Source organism: Pseudomonas sp. JZ134, assembly GCF_051027695.1.
GTDB classification, from domain to species: Bacteria; Pseudomonadota; Gammaproteobacteria; order Pseudomonadales; family Pseudomonadaceae; genus Chryseomonas; species Chryseomonas luteola.
The window spans coordinates 1,752,957-1,776,943 of record NZ_CP069250.1 but is presented as its reverse complement, the minus strand read 5'-3'; the positions used below and the strand labels follow the sequence as shown (position 1 = coordinate 1,776,943).

Below are 23,987 nucleotides of genomic sequence, written 5' to 3'. Positions count from 1 at the left end.
TTCAATAAGGCGCCTATTTGCTGTGCCCGATAAATATCTGGAACCCCTGCCCAATTGGGAGCCGCACGAGCGGCCCTCGATGCCGGGCTCTCCGGCTACGCCACTGCATGCCCCACCGGTACGCCTTGCCTACGCGCTGGTGTCCGTGCTGCTGGGCCTGACAGGCGGCCTCGGTAATGCGCTGATCAGCGTGAACCTTCCTTATATCCAGGGTGATCTGGGTCTGACGCCCACCCAGGGTGCCTGGCTGCCTGCAGCCTTTCTGATGGTAAACGTGTCAGCTAACCTGATTCTCGTGAAGTTTCGTCAGCAATACGGGCTTCGCCGCTTTGCCGAGATCGGGCTGGCGCTGTATGCCGTATTCACGATCGCCCATGTGTTTGCCAACAACTTTCCCATGGCGGTGCTGGTCCGAGCCGCCAGCGGCTTTGCTGGCGCGACGATCACAACCCTGGGTACGCTGTATATGCTCCAGGCGTTTCGGAAGGCTCAGGTAGGCAAAGGTTTGGTCATTGGCGTTGGCATCTCCCAGCTGGCAACGCCTCTGGCTTGGCTGCTCTCGCCCGCGCTCAGGGATCTGGGCGAGTGGCATCGCCTGTATATCTTCGAGGCCGGCATGGCGCTGTGCTCACTCGCCGCCATCACCCTGCTCAAGCTACCTCCAGGCATACGCATCAAGGCGTTCGAGCGACTGGACTTTCTGACATTTGCCCTGCTCGGCCCTGCCCTTGCCATGATTGCCGCCGTCCTGGCACAGGGACGCATTCAATGGTGGCTGACGCAGCCCTGGATGGGGTTTTCATTGGCAGCCGCTCTGGTATTGATCATCATTGCGGTCGCCATTGAGCACCATCGACGCAATCCCCTGCTCCAGACTCGCTGGCTTGGCACCTCCGAGATGCTGCGCTTTGCCTTCGGGGCGATCATGCTGCGCTTTATCCTGTCCGAACAGAATTATGGAGCAGTGGGTCTGCTGCAAACCCTGGGGCTTACAGCCGATCAGTTACAGCCGCTTTTTGCAGTGATTCTTGCTGGCATCGTGGCGGGCATTGCCGTCAGTGCTCTGGTGTTCAGCCCGAAAACGATGATCCCTCAGATTCTGGTTTCGATTGTATTGATCGGTATAGCCAGCTTCATGGATACCGACTCGACAAACCAGACACGCCCGCAGGACCTGTTTGTCAGCCAGGGTATTCTGGCCTTTGCCAGCGGCATGTTCCTGGGTCCGCTGATGATGATCGGCTTTTTGCGTGCCCTGCAGAACGGTCCGACCTATATCGTCAGCTTTACCGTGCTGTTTTCCTTTACGCAAAGCCTGGGTGGATTGGCCGGCCCGGCTCTGTTTGGAACATTCGAGACGGTGCGAGAGAAATACCATTCCAGTCACCTGATCGAGAACGTCAACCGTACCGACCCACTGGTGGTGCAGCGCCTGCAGCTTCAAAGTCAGGTTTATGCCCCGGTGCAGACTGACCCTACCCTGCAACAGGCGCTAGGCACCTCCCAACTCAGCCAGGCCGCCACACGAGAGGCACATGTGCTGGCCTTCAACGATGTATTTCGGCTGATCGGCTTCGTATCGATCACCTTTCTGAGCTGGTCACTGTTCCATACCCTGCGCCTGTCCTATCGGCGAAGAAAGGCGGAACGGGCACAAGCCAACTCCTCTAATAACGCTGCTACGTGAGACGACATGAGCGACGAAAAACCATTACCTGATGACGAGCGCAAGGGCTCAAGCGAAGCTGAAAAAACGCCGCCTCAAACCGAACAGGCAGCCTCCGTACCGGATGCCGGAGCGACAAACCCTGGGCCGCCCAAGGTGATCAAGCCGTCACGGATGACGGTCATCATCATGCTGGTGGTAGCGCTGGCAGGCGTCCTGACGATCCTCTATGCGTGGCAGCTGTGGCCATTCACCAGTGGCATCGTGACAACCAATAATGCCTACGTCCGGGGACAGATTACCGTCATGGCCCCTCAGGTGAATGGTTATGTCGCCGAGGTACTCGTACAGGACTTCGAGCATGTAAAGCAGGGGCAACTGCTGGTTCGGATCGACGACCGAATCTATCGCCAGCGTGTTGAGCAAAACCAGGCACAGCTGGCGGCTCGGCAGGCGGATCTTGCGAACTCCATACAAACCTTGGCTTCCAACCAGGCCACGCTAGCGTCGCGCCGGGCGGAACTCCTGTCGGCGCAGGCCGAACTGGATCGCGCACGAGCCGATGAGCGTCGTGTCAACGAACTCGCCTCCCGAGGCTCGGTTTCCCTGCGCGAGCGTGATCAGACACGCGCCTCGGCCAGGGCCGCCGCCGCTCAGGTCAAGCAGGCACAAGCGGCCATCAATATTGCCGAGGAAAACGTAAAGGCGACTCGCGTGTCACGCGGAAGCCTGGAAGCTCAGGTAAAGATGGCAGAAGCGGCGCTGCATCTGGCACAGATCGACCTCGACAACACTTTGATCAAGGCGCCACGGGAAGGACAGCTCAGCGAGGTATCCGTACGCCTCGGGCAGTACGTGACGGCAGGCTCGCAACTCCTCTACTTGGTACCGGATCTGGTCTGGGTGGTAGCCAACTATAAGGAAACGCAGACACATAACATGGCGATCGGTCAGCCGGTCCGCTTCAACGTTGATGCCTTGGACGGCGCAGAGCTTACCGGCCGTGTCGAACGGCTGGCGCCTGCAACCGGCTCGGAGTTCAGCATTCTTCGCCCAGACAACGCCACGGGTAATTTCACCAAGGTGGTACAGCGCATCCCTGTGCGGATCACCATTGATCCTGACCAGCCCTTGGCGCAGCGGCTAAGGCCAGGGATGTCCGTTGTCACCCATGTTGATACGGATGCGACCCCAGCGACCAGCCAGACAGAACGACCTGTAGCGCAACGGAGCGCTACACCATGAGGGACGTTCGATTCCATCCTTTGCTGTTGGCCCTGGCGGTAAGCCTGGCCGCTTGTGTGCCACCCAAGAAACCGCTACCGCCCGAAGCAGCCATACAACCTCCTAGGCAGTGGCGTGCAGCGAGTGAGCCGGCAAGTGCCGTTCGAAGCGATTGGTGGCACAACTTCAACGATCCCCGGCTGACTCGCCTGGTAGAAACCGCGCTTGAGCACAACACTGACGTGTTAGCCGCTATTTCCCGCGTCGATGCGGCTCGCGAGCAGATTGCACTGGCACGCTCGGCCCTGTTTCCTTCGGTAAATGCCTCGGTTGCCACACAAACCAACCGCAATCTCGGCACGCTGGGTATCACCCATACCCGTTCGGCTCAGCCACAGGTACAGATTGCGTATGAGCTGGATGTATGGGGGCGCCTGCGTACTCTCGAACAGGCCGCACGGCTCCAATATCAGGCCAGCCAGACCGATCGGGATGCTGTTCTTCTCACCGTAGCCAGCACGACCGCACGGGCATACATCACCCTTCTCTCACTGGATGCTCAGCTGCAGGTTACCCGTGAGACAGCCGAGTCTCGCCTTGGAGCGCTCAAGGTCGCAGAGGATCGCGCCGGTGAGGGTTACACGTCAGAACTGGAGTTAACGCAGGCCCAGTCCGAATATGAGGCCGCCATGCAAATGATTCCGCAGCTTCAACAGGCCATTCGCCGACAGGAAAATGCCATTCAGATGCTGACGGGCGCCCTGCCGGCCCCAGTGGACCGTGGGCTGCACTTTCAGGACGTACACCCGCCCCGTGTTCCCGGTGTATTGCCATCGGAGTTGCTGCGCAGACGGCCAGATGTCGCACGTGCCGAACAGCAGCTGGCTGCCAGTGACCTCAACCTAGAGGCCCGACGTGATGAGTTTCTTCCGCAGGTACAACTGTCCGGCAGCGTCGGCCGGCTTTACATCAATTCGCTGAACTACGATCCGGTCAAGGTCTGGAGCCTGGGCGCCAGCATCCTTGCTCCGATTTTCACAGCGGGTCGACTGAAAGCCCAGGTCAATATCGCTACCGCTCAGCGTAATCAGGCCGCTTATGCGTATCGGGCCGCAGCGTTGAATGCGTTTGCCGACGTTGAAAATGCTTTGTCAGGCGTCACGCTGTATGCCGAACAGATTGATCGTATCCAGGCACGCCGGCGCACGCTGGCACGTTCGCTTGAAATCGCCCGGGATCGTTACCGCAGCGGTTACTCCTCCTACCTTGATGAGCTCGACGCCCAACGTAACCTCTTCAATCTAGATCTGGCGGCTGTACAGGTGCGCGAGAGCCAGCTGAACAATGTCATTTCGCTCTACCAGGCGCTGGGAGGGGGTTGGGCACCTGCGCGGGATTAGCTGTACATGGCACACAGCTGATCATTTAGCTCCGCTCAAACCCTCGGTATGGACTAGAATTTGCGCCTTTATTCCCTCTTGAAGAGACAACTATGGGCGCACAGTGGAAAGCCAAACATAAAGAAGCCGCAGCCAATGCCAAGGGCAAGATCTTTGGCAAACTGTCGAAAGAGATCATGATCGCTGCGCGCTCCGGCCCGGACCCAGACATGAATCCTCGCCTGCGTCTGGTCGTCGAGCAGGCCAAAAAGGCCTCCATGCCTCGCGAAACACTGGAGCGCGCCATCAAGAAAGGCGCAGGTCTTTTGGGCGAAGCGGTCAACTATGAGCGCACCACCTATGAAGGTTTTACTCCCCATCGTGTGCCAGTCATTGTGGAATGCCTGACCGATAACGTGAACCGTACTGTCGCCGAGATTCGCGTACTGTTTCGCAAGGGCCAGCTTGGCGCGTCCGGCTCGGTAGCGTGGGATTTCGATTATGTAGGCATGATCGAGGCAACGCCCGATACGCCAGAAGCTGATCCGGAGCTGGCCGCGATCGAAGCAGGCGCTCAGGATTTCGAGGCGGGTGAGGATGACGCCACCCTCTTTATAAGCGACGCTACCGATATGGACGCTGTCTGCAAGGCGCTGCCAACCCTTGGTTTTACAGTACAGTCAGCCAATCTAGGTTATCGCCCAAAAAACCCGGTCACCGGCTTGAGCGATGCTGAAATGGAAGAAGTAGAAGCCTTTCTGGAAGCCCTGGATGCCCACGATGACGTGCAGAACGTTTATGTAGGTCTGGCAGGTTAAGCCATGCAACCAGGGCGAAAAGCAATTCTTGCCCTTCGCCCTGTGAGATACGTATCAGGCAGCCTTGGGCTGATCAAACAGCATTCGCCCATGGTCCAGGCATTGGTCAACTAGCCATTTGCCGTGAGCAATGGACGCTCTCTGGGCCTGATCCAGTTCGGCCAGGAAGGCATGACTGACCGGAAGCGGCATGCGCCGGGTTACATGCCCGTGCAGGTCGCTTATCCGGCAACCGCCTGCCCAGGGTAAAGGACTGCCTGGATGCTCCATGATTTCAGCCGTAATGACATGATCGCGGTAGGTACATTGCATGGTACTCATGGTCTGATCCTCGCTTTCGAATGGCATCGTCAGGTTCGCACAGGTATGCCCGCTTCGTACAAGTCTTGTCTCAAAGGATAGATGAACGGCGACACAACCCTGTACCGCCATGACCGCCAAGCGCAGAAAAGCACAAAAGGCTTAGTTACTGTCCAACGAGGGCCCTATCAAGCCTGCTAGCTGCTCATATACTCCGGGCGCAGCGACCAGAAGCGGATTCCCTTCCAGCAGCCCTTCGCCACGGAAGAAGTCACTCGACCGACCACCGGCTTCCTTGACCATGACAAGGCCTGCCAGGCAATCCCAGCTGTTGATAAGCGTCTCGTAATAGCCAATCAACCGACCCGCGGCCACATAAGCCGTCATCAACGCCCCGGAGCCGTTGCGGATAAACATCCCACCCTCGTCCAACAGACCGGTCAGGAAAGGAATGAAGTTTTCCTTGCCACGGCGGTGCGTTGTACCTACCCCTACGACTCCTTCACGAACGTGTTGGGCAGCATGGGCCTTGAGCGGGATATCATTGACGAACGCGCCCTGGCCCAGGCAGGCATGAAAGAGTTCCTGATGGTTCGGATCGACGATAGCGCCTAGATAGGGCTCACCGTCAATCATGAGCCCGATGGATACACACCAGCTGTGCAAGCCGTTTACGAAACAGCTGGTTCCGTCGATGGGGTCGATGACCCAGATGCAGCGCGCATCCAATGCTGCAGTACCGTTTTCCTCGCCGATAAAGCCATCCTCCGGAAAACGCTCCGAAAGCTGCGCCCGGATGAAGTCCTCCAGTGTCTTGTCGGCAACACTGACGACATCCTGCAGGTTACCGCCTTTGTGCATTACCGTCAGGCTCGAACGGCGCGCATAGAAGTCCATGCCCAGGCGTGCCGCTTCCTGTGCGATAGCCTTGGCGGCCTCATAGCGTGAATCGATATCGAGGCTATCCGGTGCGCTGGCGCCGGTAACAGTCGTGGTCATGACGGGTCCTTTTCAAAAACATGGTGCAATAATTGGGAGTGCCTAATCTAAGCGCTCCACTGTGACAAATACTGCGCGGCTCGGCATAGGATAAAAAGATGCACTTTAAGCCTAGGCCATGAATGCTGGCAGCAAGACGGACCTTCCAGGCCCATCTACGTATAAGGCAAGCTCAACCCTGGCTATCACCTTTCAGGCCGCGGTTGATCAGCATGGGCTCGATATCCGGTTCATGGCCCCGCCAGTCCCGGTAGACCTGCTCCAGATCGGTGCTGTTGCCACGGGAAAGAACCATGTCGCGGAAGCGTTGGCCGTTTTCAGGAGTAAGGCCGCCGTGTTCTCTGAACCACTCGAAGCCATCATCGGCCAGCATCTGTGTCCACAGATAAGCGTAATATCCTGCCGCATAGCCATTGCCCCAGATATGCATGAAATAGCTGGATCGGTAGCGAGGCGGCACATAACTGAGGTTTATGCGGTCCTTCTCCAGCGCAGCCTTTTCAAATGCGTCAACGTCTTGCTGAGGCGCTTCAGCTGCGATCATGTGCCAGTGCATGTCGAGTAGCGCAGCGGCCAGGAGCTCGGTCATGTCATAGCCCTTGTTGAAGCGAGACGCGTTCTTGATCTTCTCGACCAACTCGGCAGGCATGGGCTTGCCGGTTGCGTAGTGCTTGGCATAGTTGGCGAACACCTTGGGGTCTTCCGCCCAGTGCTCGTTGATTTGCGAAGGAAATTCGACGAAATCGCTCGGCGTATTGGCGCCCGAAATACTGCCGTACATCTGGTCGGCGAACATGCCGTGCAGGGCATGACCGAACTCATGAAACAAGGTTATGACATCGTCCCATGAAAGCAGCGCCGGCTGGCCTGGAGCAGGCTTGGTGAAATTGCAGACGTTATAAACAACCGGCTTGGTGCCCAGCAGCCGGGACTGATCGACGAAGTTACCCATCCAGGCACCGCCACTCTTGTTATCCCGAGCGAAGAAATCGGTGTAGAACAAGGCCATTGAAGAGCCATCCTTGTCGAACACCTCATAAACCTTCACATCCGACTGATACACCGGAATGTCCGTCCGCTCCTTGAACGTAATGCCGTAGAGCGCCTGCGCTGCGTAAAACACCCCATTCTGGAGCACATTATTAAGCTCGAAATACGGGCGAATCTGTGACTCGTCCAGATCGTAACGGGCCTTGCGAACCTGCTCCGCATAATAAGGCCAATCCCAGGCCTGCAACTTGAAGCCGCCCCCTTGCTTGTCGATAACGGCCTGAATATCCGCCGCCTCGCGCTTGGCTCGGGCTGTGGCCGCCGGCGCGATGTCCCGCATGAAACCTAGCGCAGCCTCTGGCTTCTTGGCCATCTGATCCTGTAGCTTCCAGGTCGCATAATCCGGGAACCCCAGCAGCTTGGCCTGCTCGGCTCTCACCTTGGCCAGACGCGCGATAAGCGAGCGGGTATCGTTGGCATCGCCCCTCTCGGCCCGATTCCACGAGGCATCGAGCAAGGCCTTACGCGTATCGCGGTTGGCAAGAGACGCTAGCCAAGGCTGTTGCGTGGTGTTCTGAAGAGTGAGCAGCCATTGCTGGTCCAGATGACGGTCCTGGGCTGCCTGTTCGGCTGCCTTTAGCTCAGGCTCAGAAAGTCCCTCAAGCTGATCCTTGTTGCTGACAGCCAGGGCCCCGTTCTTGGCTGCAGCCAGCAGCCGATTCACAAACTGGGTAGTGAGCGTTGCCGCCTCCTGGTTGAGCGATTTGAGCTGGGCCTTATCAGTCTCAGACAGCCGGGCACCTGCCAATACGAAATGCTGATGGGTAATCTCGATAAGCCGCTTGTCCTCGGATGTCAGATCAAGCGTTTCGCGCTGGTCGTAAACGGTCTGTAGACGGTCGAACAATGTGCTGTTGAGCGTGATCGCATCACCCAGTGCAGCCAGCTTGGGCGACTGCTCTTCATTGATCCGCTGAAGCGTGTCGGACGTATTGGCACCAGTGAGCGCGCTAAAAACTGTCATGACCCTGTCCAGCAGGGCTCCGGCTTTTTCCAGCGCAACGTAGGTATTCTCGAAAGTAGGCGGCTCGGGGTTGTTGGCAATTTGCTCGATTTCAGCCAACTTTTGCCGGATGCCTTCTGTAATGGCGGGCTCGAAGTCCGACTCCTTGATCAGGTCGAACCGAGGTGCCTGAAAGGGCAATGCACTCACCTGAAAAAAGGGATTCGCCTGAAGGGCCGAGCCGTTCTTATCTGCCATGTTGACCTCCTGTACCGTCGTTCCGGCTTCAGTAACAGACTGGGTTTTGTTAGCAAAGGCATAGCTGCCAAGGGACGTACTGATAGCCAGAAACAGCAAAGATAGACGCATTAATGCTTACTCTCCCTATTTTTCTTATTCCATGCAGCCACGACGCGGTCATACAAAATAGCGCGTCACATTGGGCACAGCGTAGTTTCAAATTGGCAGGCGAGTCTTGGCGATTGAACTCGAACAAAACGGTGTAAACCGCAGACCGCAATTTGTTATAAGCAAAGAAACCCGTCTGGGCCGGGCCTTGGGATAGTATCGCCTGCCCAAGGGATGCACTAGTCTTAAGAACTGCCCCTATCGTTTCAGCCTAATGGAAAGCCGCCATGCCTGTACGAGCAGCTACGTCTGAGGATGCCTCTGCAATCGCCATGATCCATATCGAATCCTGGCGCGCCGCCTATCAAGGCATCATGCCTCAGGTAGTGCTGGATAACCTCCAATACGAGTCCAGATATGCCCATTGGAAAGCAAGACTGGAAGCGGAAAATGCTCCGATATGGGTTGCTGAGCGCAGCGGGTCAGTAGCCGGCTGGATGGCGTGCGGCCCTGACCGTGATTGGCCGGAAGAGGCCTCCAGGCGAGAAATTCATGCGATCTACATAGCCCCACGACACTACCGTACCGGCCTCGGAACGGCGCTGTTACGGCATTATTTCTCTTCGCTGGAGTTGCCCGCTGTTAGCTGTGTATCCCTCTGGGTATTACAGGACAACCTTGCAGCAATGGCTTTTTATCGACAGCACGGCTTCGACCATACAGAAGCCCATAAAACCCTATCAAGAGGTGGGGTCGACCTGACCGAAGTGAAACTGACCAAGCGGCTTATCTGACGTGACCCTTGAAATATCTGCTTTCATTTAAATCCTGCCGGTATTCCGGAGCCGCGGTAGCGTACGCGTTTCGCTGAACCTCACGCTTTAAGGAAACGGCTCATGTTCAAGACGCTTTTTACGGCGTTGGTCACGGCTGGCTGCGTGTTCAACGTTTTATCTGCCCAGGCTGCAAGCAACCTGGTCTACTGTTCGGAAGGCAGTCCAGCAGGATTTGACCCCGGCCTGTACACAGCGGGAACCGATCATGATGCTGCGGCCAGTACGTTGTTCAACCGACTGGCCGATTTCGAGCGAGGCGGCACCAAGGCCATTCCTTCCCTTGCAGAGCGTTGGGACATCAGTGAAGACGGCAAGACCTATACCTTCTTTCTACGGCAGGGCGTGAACTTCCATACGACGGACTATTTCAAACCGACCCGCCCCTTCAATGCCGATGACGTCCTGTTCACCTTTCAGCGCATGCTGGATAAAGAGCATCCGTTCCGCAAGGCCTATCCCAGCGAGTTCCCCTACTTTACTGGCATGAGTCTGGACAAGAATATCGCCCGGGTTGAAAAGGTGGACGAGCATACAGTTCGCTTCATGCTAAATGAGCGCGACGCTGCTTTTGTGCAGAATTTGGCGATGCGGTTTGCCGGTATCCATTCAGCCGAATATGCCGACCAGCTGCTCAAACAGGGCAAGGCTGAACAGATCAACCAGAAGCCTATCGGTACCGGCCCCTTCGTCTTCAGTCGCTACCAGAAAGATGCCATGATCCGTTTCAAGGGCAACAAGGATTACTGGCAACCGGGACAGGTCAAGCTCGACAACCTTATCTTCTCGATTAATACCGATTCTGCCGTGCGGGCTCAAAAGCTGCGCACAGGCGAATGCCACGTCAGCGTTTACCCTAATCCGGCGGATATTGCCTCGCTGGAGAAAGACCCCAACCTGAAGGTCATGAGTAGCCCTGGCTATAACATTGGCTACCTAGGCTATAACGTTCAGCATCCGCCACTGGACAAGCTGGAAGTCCGCCAGGCGCTCGACATGGCGATCAACAAGCAGAACATCATTGAAGCCGTTTTCCAGGGCGCAGGGCAGCTTGCCGTTAACGGGATGCCGCCCAGCCAGTGGTCCTACAACGAAACGATAAAGGATCTGCCGCGCGACCCGGTCAAGGCCAAGGAGCTTCTCAAGCAAGCTGGCGTCAAAGAAGGCACAAAGATCACCTTATGGGCTATGCCGGTCCAGCGGCCGTATAACCCGAACGCGCGCCTGATGGCCCAGATGATCCAGAACGACTGGGCCAAGATTGGCATTAACGCCGAGATTGTGACGTACGAATGGGGCGAATACCTCAAGCGCGCCAAGAGCGGCCAGCAGGACACCATCCTGGTGGGCTGGACAGGCGACAATGGTGATCCAGACAACTGGCTGGGTACGCTGTATGGCTGCGATGCGATTGGCAGCAACAACTACTCCATGTGGTGCGACAAAACCTACGATGACCTCGTGAAGAACGGCAAGCGTGTCTCCGATCAGGCCGAGCGGACCGAGTTTTACCGTCAGGCTCAGGTGCGCATGAAGGAACAGATCCCCAATACCCCTATCGCCCACTCCACGGCGTTCATGCCCATGCGCAAGAATGTGCAAGGCTATGTAATGAGCCCGCTGGGCCATAACGCTTTCGTTGGGGTCAGCGTTGACTGATGTCGATACGGCGAGCCGTTAATCGCTCGCCGTGTCGCTCGCGGTAGGTAAATACGTCGGTTCGGTTTTATCATGACGGGTTGCTGCAAGAGATCATCATGAGCCGAGCCGATTTTCATCAAGCACATGCCACACAAGCCGTTGCCGAGGCACAGCGCCTGCTCTCCAGACGAGACGAAATGGGCGCACGCTGGCTACCCTGGGTCGCTACTGAGCTCTATGGCCTCAGCCCCACTGAGTACGCCTCGATGGTGAGGCGTGCCTTGGAGCAGCTGGCCGGTAATACGCCCAATACCTGAATGCTATTTGTCCTCAAAGAGCTATGAGCGAACTGCAGTACGGCCTCCTCTCACCTGAACTCCGACCGCTTATCGACAAGTTTTATCGCGTCCATGGCAGCACCATGCGAACCGCCAGAGGCGATGACGTGCGCTATTGGGTAGCCCGGCGACAAGGCATTCTCGGTGTCCTGAACCTTAGTCCCATCGAACAGGGCTTTTGGCTGACGGGCCTCTTCGTTTCACACGAGGAGCGCGGTCAGGGTATTGGTGGCAGATTGCTGGAGCATGCCGTAAACCATGCGGCATCGCCTGTCTGGCTTTTCTGCCACCCCGAACTCGTCCCTTTTTACCAATCCAGTGGATTTCAGACACTAGCATCCTTGCCTGAGTCGCTTAGCGATAAACTCCGGCGCTATCAGCAAAGCAAACCCTTGATAGCCTTGGAATACAGCCCGTCGTGATTGCCTTCTGATTCATGTTTCGGTCACATGATAAAGCTATGTTGAAGAAGTATATTACGGCTGCGGCAGCCTCTTGCCCGCACAGTCGCCCTGCTATCCGTTTCGCGCAGATGGAAATTTCTTTGCCAGCCTTGAAGCAAAACGGTTGGCTTCGGGTCTTAAGACCATATAGTCCAGACGCGCGCCAGGAGGCCCCATGACTTCGCACCCCCAGCTCCACGGTACCGGTTTTCTCCTTTTGCTAAAGCGTCTGGTCTCCAAGCGCACCTTCGAGGATATTGATCGCCAGCTTGAGCAACTAGGTACCGAATTCCCCCTGTTCGACCACCCGCCACTGAACATCGACCAGGAAGGCGCAGAAAGCCTTGAAGGGCTTGGTATCCGGGCGTATCAGTTCCAGGTCATGAGTTGTCACCAAGGTAAAATGGGTTTGGGTGCCGCCTTGATGAAGCTGGGCTTTACTCCCGTTTCGAGCACTCCTGAACAGACGCTGTATCGCAACGAGGCGGGTGAAAAACTGATGCTGCGCATGCAGTCCGAATTTGGCGGTGTGCTGCTCAATCTGGTCACGGACTCACCCGCTCTACTGACCTCTATTCATGCACAAAAAATTGCACCGCCAGCTCCCTGGCAGGCATTTCCTACAGTCGATGTGGGTTGCATGGATACGCTACAAGGCGAGCTGGCGTTCTGGTGGAGCCAGCACTGGACGCCTTATTGGAGCCGTCTGGATGAAAACGAGCGTCTTCAGTACCTACAACTCAACAACGTGCCCGCTGCCTGGAAAGATTTCCTTTCGCTACACGCCTAAGCACCCTGCGTTGCTGCTTGACGAGAACCTTTTCGCTCAAGCAGCGCTTGCTCTGTTGGCAAAGACAACACGCCAATTGACGCCCTCTCGTGAAACGTCTACAACACATCATGTTGTACGACGACCTATGACCGCTGTGCTTCTTCCATACTCGAACGAGATCCACAGCCATCACGTACAACGATCCATTCCGCATCGCTTACAACAAAAAGGAAATGCTCATGCGAAATATCAAGCTGATCGTTGGCTTTCTGTGCCTTTTCAGCGGCTATGCTATGGCCGCCACGTCTTCGGATGAAACGGCGGTAGCTGAGGCCGTGGACAAGCTTACCCAGGCCATGTGGCACAAGGATATTGCCAGTCTGAATGCCCTGACGGCCGAAAATCTTACCTATGGCCATTCCAGCGGCAACATCCAAGATAAGAAAGCATTCATTGCGGATATCGAAACAGGCAAAAGCGCATTCAAAGAGCTGAAAATGCTCAACCAGAAAATCACAATGTCGGGTGATGTGGCCCTGGTTCGCAATCATTTCTCTGCACAAGCCATCAATAGCGGCAAGTTGACGCCTACTGAAATTGAAAACTTTCAGATCTGGCAAAAACAGAACGGAGAATGGCTGTTGATCGGCCGTCAGGCTTTCCGCTTCTAACCAGGCACCTGCCGCTTCCCCGCTACGAAGCGGCAGGATCAATCACCTGATCCGTTAGTCAAACACAGATCAGACACGACTGGCTTAAAACTGATCTTGAATACACTTCCCTACATTGGATGCGCTGGCTGGAGCCTGCCGCGTTCACAGTGGTCCGACTTTCCGGCAGAGGGCACCCACTTGCAGCGCTACGCTGCCCGCTTCAATACCGTTGAAATCAACTCATCGTTCTATCGCCCTCACCAACCGGCGACCTACGCCAAATGGGCTGACTCGACGCCAGAGGGTTTTCGCTTCGCAGTAAAGGTCCCCAAGCAGATCACTCACATTCAGCGCCTCGCTCACGGCGGAGCACTGTTGAACGGCTTTCTGTCGGAGTGCAGTCACCTGGGAGAGAAACTGGGCTGCCTGCTGATCCAGCTTCCTCCTTCACTGGCATTCAAGGCAGAACTTACCCGTGACTTTCTGGAGGATCTTAGGGCTCGCTATAACGGACACGCCGTTCTTGAACCCCGCCATGCCAGCTGGCAACGTGATGATGCCCAGTCCATGCTGGTGGCTTATCGAATTGGCCAAGCAGCTGCCGATCCCTCTCCATTGGTGAACGGCAACATGCCCAGTGCATCGCCGGAGGTGGTCTACTACCGCCTTCACGGCTCGCCCCAGATCTATCACTCCTCCTATACCTATGATGCCCTTGCGTCTCTGGCCCAGACCTTGGCACATCATCATGAACGGAGCGTTCCCACATGGTGCATTTTTGATAACACCGCCAGCGGCGCAGCCGTACCCAACGCACTGGACATGCAACGTCTGCTTGCAGGCTGATGGCGTATGCCGACCGCCGGACCTTTTGAAGGCGAACCCTTGGTTATCCACTTCCCTCTAAATCAGAGACGTAGCGAGCCGCCCTGAGAATCGTAATGCCTTTGCAGGCCAGCCATGAAAATTCGATTTATTTCCAGCAACACGCGAAAGATTGAAGAAGTCTCTCACCTGCTCGCCAAAACGCGAATCGAGATTGTCCCCTACCAGATCAAAATCGATGAACTGCAAACCGAGGATGTGTGCCAATTGATCAGCGACAAGCTACTCAAAGCCTTCCGCCTCGTTGGGAAGCCTGTATTCGTTGAACACACTGGGCTTTACATCAAGAGCCTGAATGATTTCCCTGCCGGCCTTACACAGCTCTTCTGGGACAAGTTACTGGCAGAACGCTTCTCCTCCGTCATAGGCGGCCTTGAAGATCCCTCAGCCGTGGCCAAGACGCTGATCGGCTACTGTGACGGTCGCAAGAAATACTTCTTTGAGGGCGCCGTTCCTGGGCGAATCACAGAGCAGCCGGCCGGTGATAGCAGCTTTGAATGGGATTGTGTGTTCATGCCTGATGGCCTTGATCAAACCTTTGCCCAACTGGGGCCACGCAAGCATGAGTACTCCATGCGACGGCAGGCGCTGGAAAAATTCGTCAGCTTTATCGAGGAGTCCTGAAAATGGAAAGCCTCAAGGACGCTTACCGTAGCAATCGGCTGATCCTGTTCGTAGGGGCTGGAGTATCGGCCAACCTTGGCTTGCCGCCCTGGAAACAACTGATCGAAGAAGTTGCCGTCCAGCTGGATTATGACCCGGACGTCTTCAATACCTACGGCAACTTTCTTGCGCTAGCCGAGTATTACCGTATCAAGAAGGGCAACATCGGTGCGCTCAGAAGCTGGATGGACCGGGAGTGGCATAAAGATATCGATATCACGGCATCAGAAATACATCGGCTGATCGTACAAGGCCGGTTCTCAGCGATCTACACCACCAACTACGACCGCTGGCTGGAATATGCCCACGATGCCTATCAGCGAGAGTACATCAAGATCGCCAATGCCAGCGATCTGGCCAAGGCGCAGGACAACATCAGGCAGATCATCAAATTTCATGGGGATTTCGACGATGACTCGTCGATTGTGCTGGCCGAAACAAGCTATTACGAACGGCTTCAATTCGAGACGCCGCTCGATATCAAGCTGAGAGCCGACACACTGAGCAAAGCCGTTCTATTCATTGGTTACAGCCTTTCGGATACCAATATCCGGCTGCTCTTCCATAAGCTTTCAAAGATGTGGAGCAAGTATGAGCCCTCCGGCGTCAGGCCCATCTCCTATGTCTTTTCCCATATGCCCAATCCGGTACAGGAAGAGATCCTGAGCCAGTGGGGCATCCGCATGATTTCATCAGACCATGACGATCCCGGCCATGCCCTGACGTGCTTTCTCAAGGAGCTGGTCGATTCCTGATGAAGCAGGCATCCATGCCCCTGCCCTTACAACGAGCGAGCGTACTGACCGCGGCCGAACATGCGGTCATAGTCATCCGGTGTGGCTTCTGAACGCGAGGCCACGCCTTCCGCCTGGATCTCCTTGGTCATCTCGACCAGTCGAATGGCAGCAGGTCGCTTTGAAATCTCGTCCAACCAGCGTGTCAGATGGGTATAACGCTCATGGGGTAAGCCAAGGAACTCGAGAATGGCCATCCAGGGATACGTCGCGATATCGGCGATCGAATAGGTATCGCCGCCCAGATAAGAGTGGGTAGCCAGACGCTGGTCGATAAGCTCAACCAGGCGCAGCGCCTCAGTGGTATAGCGCGAGCGCGCGTAGTTGGAGACTTCAGGCTCGAAGCGCGTAAAGTGAACATACTGACCGAACATGGGGCCGACTCCAGTCAACTGGATCATCAACCACTGCATGACGTCATAACGTGCCGTACCGCTTGCAGGCAGAAACTTCCCCGTCTTCTCAGCAAGGTACTGCAGGATTGCACCCGACTCGAACACACGGTAGGGCTCCCCGCTCGGTCCGTCAGGATCGATCAACACAGGAACCTTGCTGTTCGGATTGAGTGCCTTGAAGGTATCGGTGAACTGTTCACCCTTCCAGACATGTACATGCTTGAACCGGTAAGCCAGTTGCAGCTCCTCCAGCATCAGCACCACTTTCAGGACATTGGGACTACCCATGCCATAGAGTTCAATCATTACGTTTGCTCCTTATCAGGTCCGTTCGCTACAGCCTTGGACAATGCTGTACATCAGTCAGAAAAAAGGGGTATCGGACAGTTCTGCTCGCTCATCAGGAGAGTTGAAAAATGCCTCCTGTCGCTCACTTAGAACGTTAGCCATTCGGCAAACCTCTGAATAGATAGCGGATGATTACCTACAGAACCCTTTGTCCTATTTGCCGGAGAAACCTGCATGGTTGATGTCGATAAAATCCCTGTTCAAGCGGACGTACTAGGCTCCGATGGTCAACACGTCGGCAAGGTCTATGACATTGTGGATCGCAATAAACTCAAGCTTGAGCGAAGTGATCCAGATGCTCAGGGGCAATATCACCTGATTCCTCTGGAATGGGTGGCCCGCGTAGACGGCGCTACCGTCCACTTGGCACGAACATGCGAAGAGGCACAGCGGGATTGGCAGACGGGATAAGCAGGAATCTGAAAAGCAAAACGGTGGGCCGAAACCCACCGTTTTATTACCTTCCAGGCCTACCATTCAGGTCGCTTGAAACGGCTTATTCTCGTGCAGCAATACGTTGAGTTCATCAACGATCGGCTCCCACTCGGCATCGTTCATGATTTCTTCTTTCAAAAACGCCGCCTGGCTGGGCGTCCAAAAAGGTGCTTCGGAAATCTTGACGTCATCGGGAAGCGGATAGTGCTTGGCGACAAACGCGTCAATACTGGCCTTATCTGAGTCCAGACCCAATTGATCGAATAAGGTCGTGAGATCTTTTACAGGAAGTTCCATAGTCATCTCTCCAGGCTTTCAAATCAGTTCGTAGCAAACTGGGACGTAATGCAGTGTCGTCACTTAATCGCTTACGAAGCATTTACCAATAGAGAGGCAGCTGAGCGCATCGGTTCAATCACGGGCCATCAGCAGATGCATTTGATCTGGAAGCAGCCGAGCAAGTGAGAAAGATCACAAAAACGTAGTCATACCGTCATAAGAGCTTAAAAAGGCGGCCTGCATATGCGCTATCAAAAACAAGCGGTTGCGCTCGTAGTGGCTTGGTTCATGGTAGGTGGTTTCGCCCACCTGTTCATGGCCGGCTTTTTCGTCAAACTTGTCCCCATCGACGTACCCTACCGGTTTGCCATCGTTTGCTTTGGCGGCATTCTGGAAATGATGGTAGCGGTTGCGGTGCTCTTCAAAGAGCTTCGTCGTTACGCGGGCAGCGTTCTCTTTGTCTGTACGCTCCTTATGCTGCCTGTACACTTCTACACCTGGCAACATGCGGGCCTGTTTCCAGCGCTTCCTGAGTGGGCCCTGGCAGTACGCCTTGTACTGCATGCGCTTTTTCCAATCGTCATCTGGTATGGCTGTATTCATTACACCCCACCTGCCGAATTGGTAGACAGCGAAAAAGGGGCCGATAAAGGTGTCCACGGCCAGCTCCAGACTGGCGTTGGCCAGCCTGTTATGCGCACCGTAGGCGTAACGCCGGCTTCCAATGCTACTCAGTGGAGCGAACAGAAGCGTTCTCCGACTCCCTGAACATGGACGAAAGATTCTTCTCGATGTTCGCGCAGAGATCAGTCATCTGTATCTGGTGCTGGCTTTCGGAAAACGGGCTTTGTAAATCAGTTCCAATTTTTTCGAGTGCGAGCAACATAAAGCCCACTACCGTAGAGGCCAGAGGTGTAAACCAGCCTAACGACTCTACCAACCCTACCGGGACGATCAAACAGAACAGCGAGATGAACAGGCGTGGAAAGTACACATAAGGATACGGCAACGGAGTATTAGCGATGCGCTCCATACCTCCCTGCCAGTTGGAAATATCCACCATCGTCGATTCAAGACGTGCCAAGCGTATGCTGTCCAGACGCCCTGCCTTGTACTCCTGGGCAATCAAAGCTGCCGAGCCGCTTAGGATGTCGTTGGGAAAATTATTGGTATCACCGCTTCGAGCCACTTCCTCAGCAGGCAACAACTCTGCAAGTCGCTCTGGAATCGGCGCCTTTTTGAGATGCGCGGCTAAAGCATTGACATAGGCCACATGGCGGCGAAACAGCACCTCCTTAATAGGGTTTAAAGCATCGCCCGGGTCATCAACCAGAATCAGAACCTGACGGGCAAAATTGCGCGAGCTGTTAACCATCCCTCCCCATAACGTACGAGCTTCCCACCAGCGGTTGTAAGCGCTGGTGTTCCGAATACTCACCAGCATGGCCAGGGCGGAGCCCAGCAGCGTCAATGGCATCGAAGGAAGGCTCATTCGATCATCGACGAACAGCATGAAGTCAACGGTGACAACAATGTCCCAGATAAGCAGCCAAAACAGCGACCAACCTGTATAGGAAAGGGTTTTATGCAGGAATCGGTACTTACGGCGAATAAGGGTTGGCAATGCAGCGCTACTCCAAAATAAAAACTTACTAGCGCTATGACCAATGTGTTTGAAACCTAGCTCACGGAAACCATCTCAGGAAGTTGATTCAAGATTCTTCCAGGTCAACCTAATCCGAGAGATGTCCTCTGATCGCAGCGGTAGTTGAGGCAGATCAACAGGACTTATTGCGATCGTTTTTGACAATCTACGGCTGAATTTCAAGTATACGTAATAATTCAAACCACCTCTCACTTTCGCCTTTGCACAAATCCACAAAACACCTTTGCCTAACTTGAATATGCGCAGAGGGTGACAGACGGTATAAGATTGTTGTTATAAGAATTCCAACATCCTTCACCGTGCAACTCCCGGATGGCCCTTGTGGTCCAGTCCGGTGAATCCTATTTTAAGAATTTGGTATTGCCTTCATGAACGAAACGACTGGACCGTTTGCAAAAACGCGTCTTTTTTCTACGTTAGTCGGCATCGTCCTTGTGTTGATTGGTCTCGCCATGCTTGTAGGTGGCGTCAAACTGATCACTGTAGGAGGATCCTTCTATTACGCCCTCGCGGGTGCCGGTATTTTCATCACTGGTATCCTTCTCGTGCTTGCCCATCGTGCAGCACTCCCATTGTTTGCGCTCGTTCTGTTTGCCTCAACGCTGTGGGCGCTGTACGAAGTCGGTCTGGACTGGTGGCAACTGGTTCCACGTCTGGCACTGTGGTTTGTAGTAGGCATCGTTCTGCTTTTGCCATGGATACGTCGCCCCATGGCACGTAAGGCGGGTGTCAGCTCAGTAGGCGCCATGCCACTGACCGGCGCGGTCGTTCTGGCCGGTGCTGCTGCAGTCGCCAGTCAATTCACCAATCCACATAACATTGAGGGCAGTCTGGATCGTGCCAGTGCAGGTACAGTGAACGCTGCCCCCACCATGCCCGATGGCGATTGGCAGTCGTATGGGCGTACGTCATTTGGCGACAAATATTCCCCGCTGAATCAGATCACCCCGGAAAACGTGAATCAGCTGGAAGTCGCCTGGACCTATCGTACCGGCGACATTCCCGGGCCGAACGATCCGCAGGAAACCACGGCTGAAAACACGCCCCTCAAGGTCAATGGAAAGCTGTACGTCTGTACGCCGCACAGCCAGGTCATTGCCCTGGACCCCGACTCCGGCAAGGAGCTATGGCGCTTTGATCCCAAGCTGAGCACTCAGAGTGCCGACAGCTTCAAGGGCTGGGCACACATGACCTGCCGTGGCGTGGCTTACCATGATGATGCCGCCTATGCACAGGCGGATGCTCAGGACAATGCGCAGGCAGCGCCTGCCCCAGCAGAGGCTACACCGGTCAGCAACTCCTGCCCTCGCCGTCTGTTCCTGCCCACCGCCGATACTCGCCTGATCGCCATAAATGCCGACACTGGCAAAATGTGCGAAGATTTTGGCGACAAAGGCTCCATCAACCTGGGCGCCAACATCGGCGGCTTCACTGCTGGTGGCTACTACTCCACCTCGCCGCCGTCAGTTACCCGTGACCTGGTCATCATTGGTGGCCATGTAACGGATAATGCCTCTACTGACGAGCCTTCCGGCGTTATTCGTGCCTATGACGTGCACGACGGCCACCTCGTCTGGAATTGGGACAGTGGCAACCCTGAAGCTACCGAGCCGATTCAGCCAGGCCAGACCTACACCCGCAACTCTGCGAACGTATGGTCCGTCATGTCAGTGGACGAAAAGCTGGGCCTGATCTACCTGCCAATGGGTAACCAAACGCCGGATCAGTACGGTGGCATGCGTACGCCAGAAGCCGAGAAATACAGCGCCGGCGTTGTCGCTCTGGATGTCAATACGGGTAAGGTACGCTGGAATTACCAATTCACTCACCACGACCTGTGGGACATGGACGTAGGTGGGCAGCCCACGCTGATGGATATCAAGACGGCTGATGGCATCAAGCCGGGCCTGATTGCATCCACCAAACAAGGCAGCCTCTATGTGCTGGATCGCACCAATGGTCAGCCCATCGTTCCCATACACGAGACACCCGTTCCGCAGGGCGCAGTGGAAGGCGATCATACGTCCCCCACGCAGCCAATGTCCGAACTCAACATGATGCCGCAGACACTCAAGGAAGCGGACATGTGGGGTGTGACACCTCTGGATCAGATGCTGTGCCGTATCACGTTCAAATCGCATCGCTATGAAGGCATCTACACGCCGCCTTCCCTGCAGGGTTCGATCGTGTATCCGGGCAACTTCGGTGTATTCGACTGGGGTGGCGTCGCCGTGGATCCTATCCGTCAGGTGATGTTCCTTTCGCCTAGCTACATGGCCTTTACATCCAAGCTCGTCGCACGCGAGGACGTCGAGGGCGGTCCGGCTCGCAAGAGTGAGACAGAGGGCGTTCAGCCAAACAAAGGCGCACCGTACGGTGTGATCATGGGTGCACTGCTGTCCCCGATGGGCCTGCCTTGCCAGTCACCACCATGGGGTTATGTGGCTGCTGTCGACATGACCACCAATCAGGTCATCTGGAAGCACAAGAACGGCACTGTTCGTGACAGTGCGCCTGTTCCAATGCCGCTCCCCATGGGTGTTCCAGCATTGGGTGGGGCTTTCATGACATCCAGCGGCCTGGCCTTCCTGAGCGGTACGCTAGACCAGTACCTGCGTGCCTACGATGTTCGTAACGGTAAGCAGCTGTGGGAAGGTCGCCTGCCTGCAGGTGGCCAGACAACCCCCATGACCTACACCGGCAAGGATGGACGTCAGTACATCCTGGTTTATGCGGGTGGGCATGGCTCTCTAGGCACTCGTCAGGGCGACTATGTAATCGCCTTTGCACTGCCTCAGAAGTAAAAGCCTGATAGCAGGCGGGGCTTATCTGTAGCCCCGCCTGCCTTCACCCTTCAAGCTGACATCTCTTCAAACTGCCCCGCCTTACGCCCTTCTCTTCCAACTGTCGTTTCGCTGTACCAGACGTCACATTTTCAAAAAAAATAGATCACTGTACTTTTCTTTGAATTTTTAGCCAGTTCAAGGAAATAAATACGTTTTTTAGTGGTCTATATCGCTGACCGGACAGCCTGCAATCATGGGTTTGATCATTAGATGAACTTTTGGTCTTTTCAAATGCTCATATATGATCGTAATATGATCCTGCTGTGCCCGTGCATTACTGTGAATCGCAACATGGTGTTTAGATACAGATCCAACATCGTTACGACTCCGTTACACTCAGTGCTCAGTCTCGGTCAAGACTTCCCTTTACCGAAACTTAATTTTTGAAAAGGTAAAAAACACCATGGCTAATCGCGAAACCGGTACTGTTAAGTGGTTCAACGATGAGAAAGGTTTTGGCTTCATCACCCCGTCCTCCGGCGGTGCTGATCTGTTCGTTCACTTCCGCCAGATCAAGGCTGCCGGCTTCAAGAGCCTGAAAGAAGGTCAGGCTGTATCTTTCGTGGCTGCCAAAGGCCAGAAAGGTATGGAAGCACAAGAGGTTGAAGTGGTTTAATCCACTTCCCTTGAAAAAGCCCCGTCCATGACGGGGCTTTTTTTATGCCTGAATCAAATGCAAAGGCTTAGTCAAACAGGGGTTGGCTATCTGCGCTAATACCTGTCATTTTCTGCAGGATCTCATCCGCCGCACGCTCGGCCTCCATAAGGTCCGTAAAGGTACGGTCTGTCGCTACTCGGTGCAGCGCTTCCTCTTCCTTTCCATGCCCTTGTATGGCAATAAAGGCTTCGATGCCTGTTTCGCTTTCTACCGCACTTGCCCAGGCGCGATGATCGCCAAAGATTCGCAATCCCATTAATCTCTCCTCTCGTCTAATCCGTGTTCATAAGATAGACACAGGCCAAAGCCATCCTATCCACAACGAGAGTAGATTGATCGATTCAGAGTAGACTCAGGCAGACCAACCTGATTAAAGGCCCGACCTTTGATGTATCAGCCACAACGAGCCGTCTTGATCACAAGCGCCTCATCAGTGGTAACCGTCAGGCGCTCAGAGTTGAAATCCATCGTCATGGCATCATCCGGACGCACAAGACGTGTAATCCTTGCACCAGAACGCTCTTGAAGCTGCTTGAAGAGTTCAGGAGTAGCCGTCTTACCTACCGCATATTGTGCAGCATCGGAATTACAACCACTTCCAAGTGAGGATGCGGATGTAGCAGCATCACTGCTTCGGGTACGTTCGTTACTGCCAGACTCTGGAGAGCTGCTACAGGCACTTACAAGAACCAAGGAAGAAATTAACGCTGCCAGGGAACTCAACTTCCAAGTCATTACATTGCCTTATCGTTTACATAAAGCTCTACCATACGGACTCGAAGCACCCGGCAACAAGGGCTACTTTGTAAATATGGCTTACCGTCTTCAAGAAGGAGCGTGCGTGCTCCACCGTACCAGAAAGAAACCGACCAGTAGCAAGAAGCCAACAACCAACGTATTAAGCTCGAAAAGACTTTGTATACCTAGACGGGAGGCAATGCGGCGAGCTATGAAATAGCGCCATGTCATTTGAGGGCCAAACATGGCCATCAGAAGACAGACAAAGAGAATCCCTTGAACTACCCATCGGCATGTATACATGCAGCATTAAACCCTCTCCTAAATTAGGGCGAGATTTTCAATGCGCCTATCAATGCTCACAATTCACATCAGTCGAAAGTGTGATGCACTTACCTTAGCAAAATGCAAAACCTATGCGTTTACGCCTGGAAGCCATTCAGGCCGCCTTTGTAAGGAATGAATTCATTATTAGCCCGTCAAAAGAGACGGCTTCATCGAATTACACCACTAAGGGAGTACGATCATGAGCAATGCAGGCAACCTGGTTATTACCTATGAAGAAGCAGGAGAACCAAGAGAACTGGCAATAGCCGACGCGCCGGCTGATGTCGATGAAGGCACTGTCCTTTTGTACGTACTGAAACAGCATGGAGGCGAAAGTCTGGAACTGGATTTTCCCCCCTATAGTGACGAACTCAACAAGCGTCGTCTGCGTGCACAAAAGCTCAACCTGCTTAACATCGACTGGGCTTATCGATAGGCATCCGCCTGCCCTGCTAGATGGGCCTTGCTACGCTTGACAGCCTGTCCTGCTTTTTCGAATCATGCGCGACTCATTTATAAAATCAGTTCGTTATAAATGAGTCGGCA

At 54.8% G+C, this 23,987-nt stretch carries 26 protein-coding genes; 18 read left to right on the top strand and 8 right to left on the bottom strand.

From position 1 onward, the window contains the following. Positions 1-79 precede the first annotated feature (79 nt). From JQR86_RS08350 to JQR86_RS08335, 4 genes are all read left to right on the top strand, one after another. Entirely contained in the window at positions 80-1,687 is a 1,608-nt protein-coding gene (locus JQR86_RS08350; protein ID WP_074824281.1) for an MFS transporter, read from the top strand. A gap of 6 nt (positions 1,688-1,693) precedes the next feature. Continuing rightward, positions 1,694-2,911, top strand: a complete 1,218-nt coding sequence (locus JQR86_RS08345; protein WP_286788779.1) for an HlyD family secretion protein — start codon at positions 1,694-1,696, stop codon at positions 2,909-2,911. Next, a complete protein-coding gene (locus JQR86_RS08340) occupies positions 2,908-4,290 on the top strand; it encodes an efflux transporter outer membrane subunit (RefSeq protein ID WP_286788780.1) in 1,383 nt (460 codons plus the stop codon). Before JQR86_RS08345 ends, JQR86_RS08340 begins: the two co-directional genes overlap by 4 nt. A gap of 92 nt (positions 4,291-4,382) precedes the next feature. Further along, entirely contained in the window at positions 4,383-5,087 is a 705-nt protein-coding gene (locus JQR86_RS08335; RefSeq protein WP_074824271.1) for a YebC/PmpR family DNA-binding transcriptional regulator, read from the top strand. 54 nt (positions 5,088-5,141) lie between these two features. On the opposite strand, the gene JQR86_RS08330 is transcribed toward JQR86_RS08335, so the two are convergent. The 3 genes from JQR86_RS08330 to dcp form a co-directional block, all read right to left on the bottom strand. Continuing rightward, positions 5,142-5,408, bottom strand: coding sequence for a hypothetical protein (locus JQR86_RS08330; RefSeq protein WP_122044769.1), 267 nt, complete (start codon positions 5,406-5,408; stop codon positions 5,142-5,144). Between the two features lie 141 nt (positions 5,409-5,549). Next, positions 5,550-6,386 carry an inositol monophosphatase family protein gene (locus JQR86_RS08325; protein WP_286788781.1) on the bottom strand — a complete coding sequence of 279 codons (837 nt, stop codon included), beginning with the start codon at positions 6,384-6,386 and terminating at the stop codon, positions 5,550-5,552. A gap of 172 nt (positions 6,387-6,558) precedes the next feature. Beyond that, the gene (dcp, locus tag JQR86_RS08320) at positions 6,559-8,748 is read right to left on the bottom strand and encodes a peptidyl-dipeptidase Dcp (RefSeq protein ID WP_434154679.1); all 2,190 of its coding nucleotides are present in this window, start codon (positions 8,746-8,748) and stop codon (positions 6,559-6,561) included. Between the two features lie 266 nt (positions 8,749-9,014). Between dcp and JQR86_RS08315 the strand changes: the two genes are divergently transcribed. The 9 genes from JQR86_RS08315 to JQR86_RS08275 all read left to right on the top strand — a co-directional run bounded on the left by JQR86_RS08315 (position 9,015) and on the right by JQR86_RS08275 (position 15,710). Next, complete coding sequence (locus JQR86_RS08315) at positions 9,015-9,521, top strand: GNAT family N-acetyltransferase (protein ID WP_122042335.1); 507 nt, start codon at positions 9,015-9,017, stop codon at positions 9,519-9,521. A gap of 102 nt (positions 9,522-9,623) precedes the next feature. Beyond that, a complete protein-coding gene (locus tag JQR86_RS08310; RefSeq protein ID WP_010794692.1) occupies positions 9,624-11,219 on the top strand; it encodes an ABC transporter substrate-binding protein in 1,596 nt (531 codons plus the stop codon). A 98-nt stretch (positions 11,220-11,317) separates the two neighbouring features. Continuing rightward, positions 11,318-11,518, top strand: coding sequence for a hypothetical protein (locus JQR86_RS08305; protein ID WP_286788783.1), 201 nt, complete (start codon positions 11,318-11,320; stop codon positions 11,516-11,518). Between the two features lie 23 nt (positions 11,519-11,541). Continuing rightward, complete coding sequence (locus tag JQR86_RS08300) at positions 11,542-11,961, top strand: GNAT family N-acetyltransferase (RefSeq protein ID WP_286788784.1); 420 nt, start codon at positions 11,542-11,544, stop codon at positions 11,959-11,961. Between the two features lie 196 nt (positions 11,962-12,157). Next, positions 12,158-12,772, top strand: a complete 615-nt coding sequence (locus tag JQR86_RS08295) for a hypothetical protein (protein WP_239382760.1) — start codon at positions 12,158-12,160, stop codon at positions 12,770-12,772. A gap of 221 nt (positions 12,773-12,993) precedes the next feature. Then, a complete protein-coding gene (locus JQR86_RS08290) occupies positions 12,994-13,425 on the top strand; it encodes a nuclear transport factor 2 family protein (RefSeq protein WP_074824250.1) in 432 nt (143 codons plus the stop codon). Positions 13,426-13,515: 90 nt separating this feature from the next. Beyond that, the gene (locus JQR86_RS08285; protein ID WP_434154856.1) at positions 13,516-14,253 is read left to right on the top strand and encodes a DUF72 domain-containing protein; all 738 of its coding nucleotides are present in this window, start codon (positions 13,516-13,518) and stop codon (positions 14,251-14,253) included. A 114-nt stretch (positions 14,254-14,367) separates the two neighbouring features. Further along, positions 14,368-14,916 carry a non-canonical purine NTP pyrophosphatase gene (locus JQR86_RS08280; protein ID WP_074824241.1) on the top strand — a complete coding sequence of 183 codons (549 nt, stop codon included), beginning with the start codon at positions 14,368-14,370 and terminating at the stop codon, positions 14,914-14,916. A 2-nt stretch (positions 14,917-14,918) separates the two neighbouring features. Further along, positions 14,919-15,710, top strand: coding sequence for an SIR2 family protein (locus JQR86_RS08275; protein WP_010794699.1), 792 nt, complete (start codon positions 14,919-14,921; stop codon positions 15,708-15,710). A gap of 26 nt (positions 15,711-15,736) precedes the next feature. On the opposite strand, the gene JQR86_RS08270 is transcribed toward JQR86_RS08275, so the two are convergent. Continuing rightward, the gene (locus JQR86_RS08270; RefSeq protein WP_434154677.1) at positions 15,737-16,450 is read right to left on the bottom strand and encodes a glutathione S-transferase N-terminal domain-containing protein; all 714 of its coding nucleotides are present in this window, start codon (positions 16,448-16,450) and stop codon (positions 15,737-15,739) included. Between the two features lie 216 nt (positions 16,451-16,666). Between JQR86_RS08270 and JQR86_RS08265 the strand changes: the two genes are divergently transcribed. Continuing rightward, positions 16,667-16,903, top strand: a complete 237-nt coding sequence (locus JQR86_RS08265) for a DUF2171 domain-containing protein (RefSeq protein WP_074824233.1) — start codon at positions 16,667-16,669, stop codon at positions 16,901-16,903. 66 nt (positions 16,904-16,969) lie between these two features. Here JQR86_RS08265 and JQR86_RS08260 read toward each other — a convergent pair whose 3' ends face one another. Next, positions 16,970-17,224 (bottom strand): DUF2789 domain-containing protein, encoded by a 255-nt coding sequence (locus JQR86_RS08260; RefSeq protein ID WP_074824231.1) that lies wholly within the window; start codon positions 17,222-17,224, stop codon positions 16,970-16,972. 225 nt (positions 17,225-17,449) lie between these two features. On the opposite strand from JQR86_RS08260, the gene JQR86_RS08255 reads away from it, so the two are divergent. Next, a complete protein-coding gene (locus JQR86_RS08255; protein ID WP_150347163.1) occupies positions 17,450-17,974 on the top strand; it encodes a hypothetical protein in 525 nt (174 codons plus the stop codon). On the opposite strand, the gene JQR86_RS08250 is transcribed toward JQR86_RS08255, so the two are convergent. Then, positions 17,934-18,830, bottom strand: coding sequence for a bestrophin family protein (locus JQR86_RS08250; protein WP_010794704.1), 897 nt, complete (start codon positions 18,828-18,830; stop codon positions 17,934-17,936). The genes JQR86_RS08255 and JQR86_RS08250 overlap by 41 nt on opposite strands. Positions 18,831-19,240: 410 nt before the next feature. Between JQR86_RS08250 and JQR86_RS08245 the strand changes: the two genes are divergently transcribed. Together JQR86_RS08245 and JQR86_RS08240 are read left to right on the top strand one after the other, a co-directional pair. Continuing rightward, positions 19,241-21,676, top strand: a complete 2,436-nt coding sequence (locus tag JQR86_RS08245) for a membrane-bound PQQ-dependent dehydrogenase, glucose/quinate/shikimate family (protein ID WP_150347162.1) — start codon at positions 19,241-19,243, stop codon at positions 21,674-21,676. Positions 21,677-22,121: 445 nt separating this feature from the next. Then, complete coding sequence (locus JQR86_RS08240; RefSeq protein ID WP_010794706.1) at positions 22,122-22,334, top strand: cold-shock protein; 213 nt, start codon at positions 22,122-22,124, stop codon at positions 22,332-22,334. Between the two features lie 67 nt (positions 22,335-22,401). Here JQR86_RS08240 and JQR86_RS08235 read toward each other — a convergent pair whose 3' ends face one another. After that, a complete protein-coding gene (locus JQR86_RS08235) occupies positions 22,402-22,632 on the bottom strand; it encodes a hypothetical protein (protein WP_010794707.1) in 231 nt (76 codons plus the stop codon). A gap of 137 nt (positions 22,633-22,769) precedes the next feature. Beyond that, the gene (locus JQR86_RS08230; RefSeq protein WP_150347161.1) at positions 22,770-23,111 is read right to left on the bottom strand and encodes an I78 family peptidase inhibitor; all 342 of its coding nucleotides are present in this window, start codon (positions 23,109-23,111) and stop codon (positions 22,770-22,772) included. Positions 23,112-23,640: 529 nt separating this feature from the next. On the opposite strand from JQR86_RS08230, the gene JQR86_RS08225 reads away from it, so the two are divergent. Then, complete coding sequence (locus JQR86_RS08225; RefSeq protein ID WP_010794710.1) at positions 23,641-23,877, top strand: hypothetical protein; 237 nt, start codon at positions 23,641-23,643, stop codon at positions 23,875-23,877. Positions 23,878-23,987 lie beyond the last annotated feature (110 nt).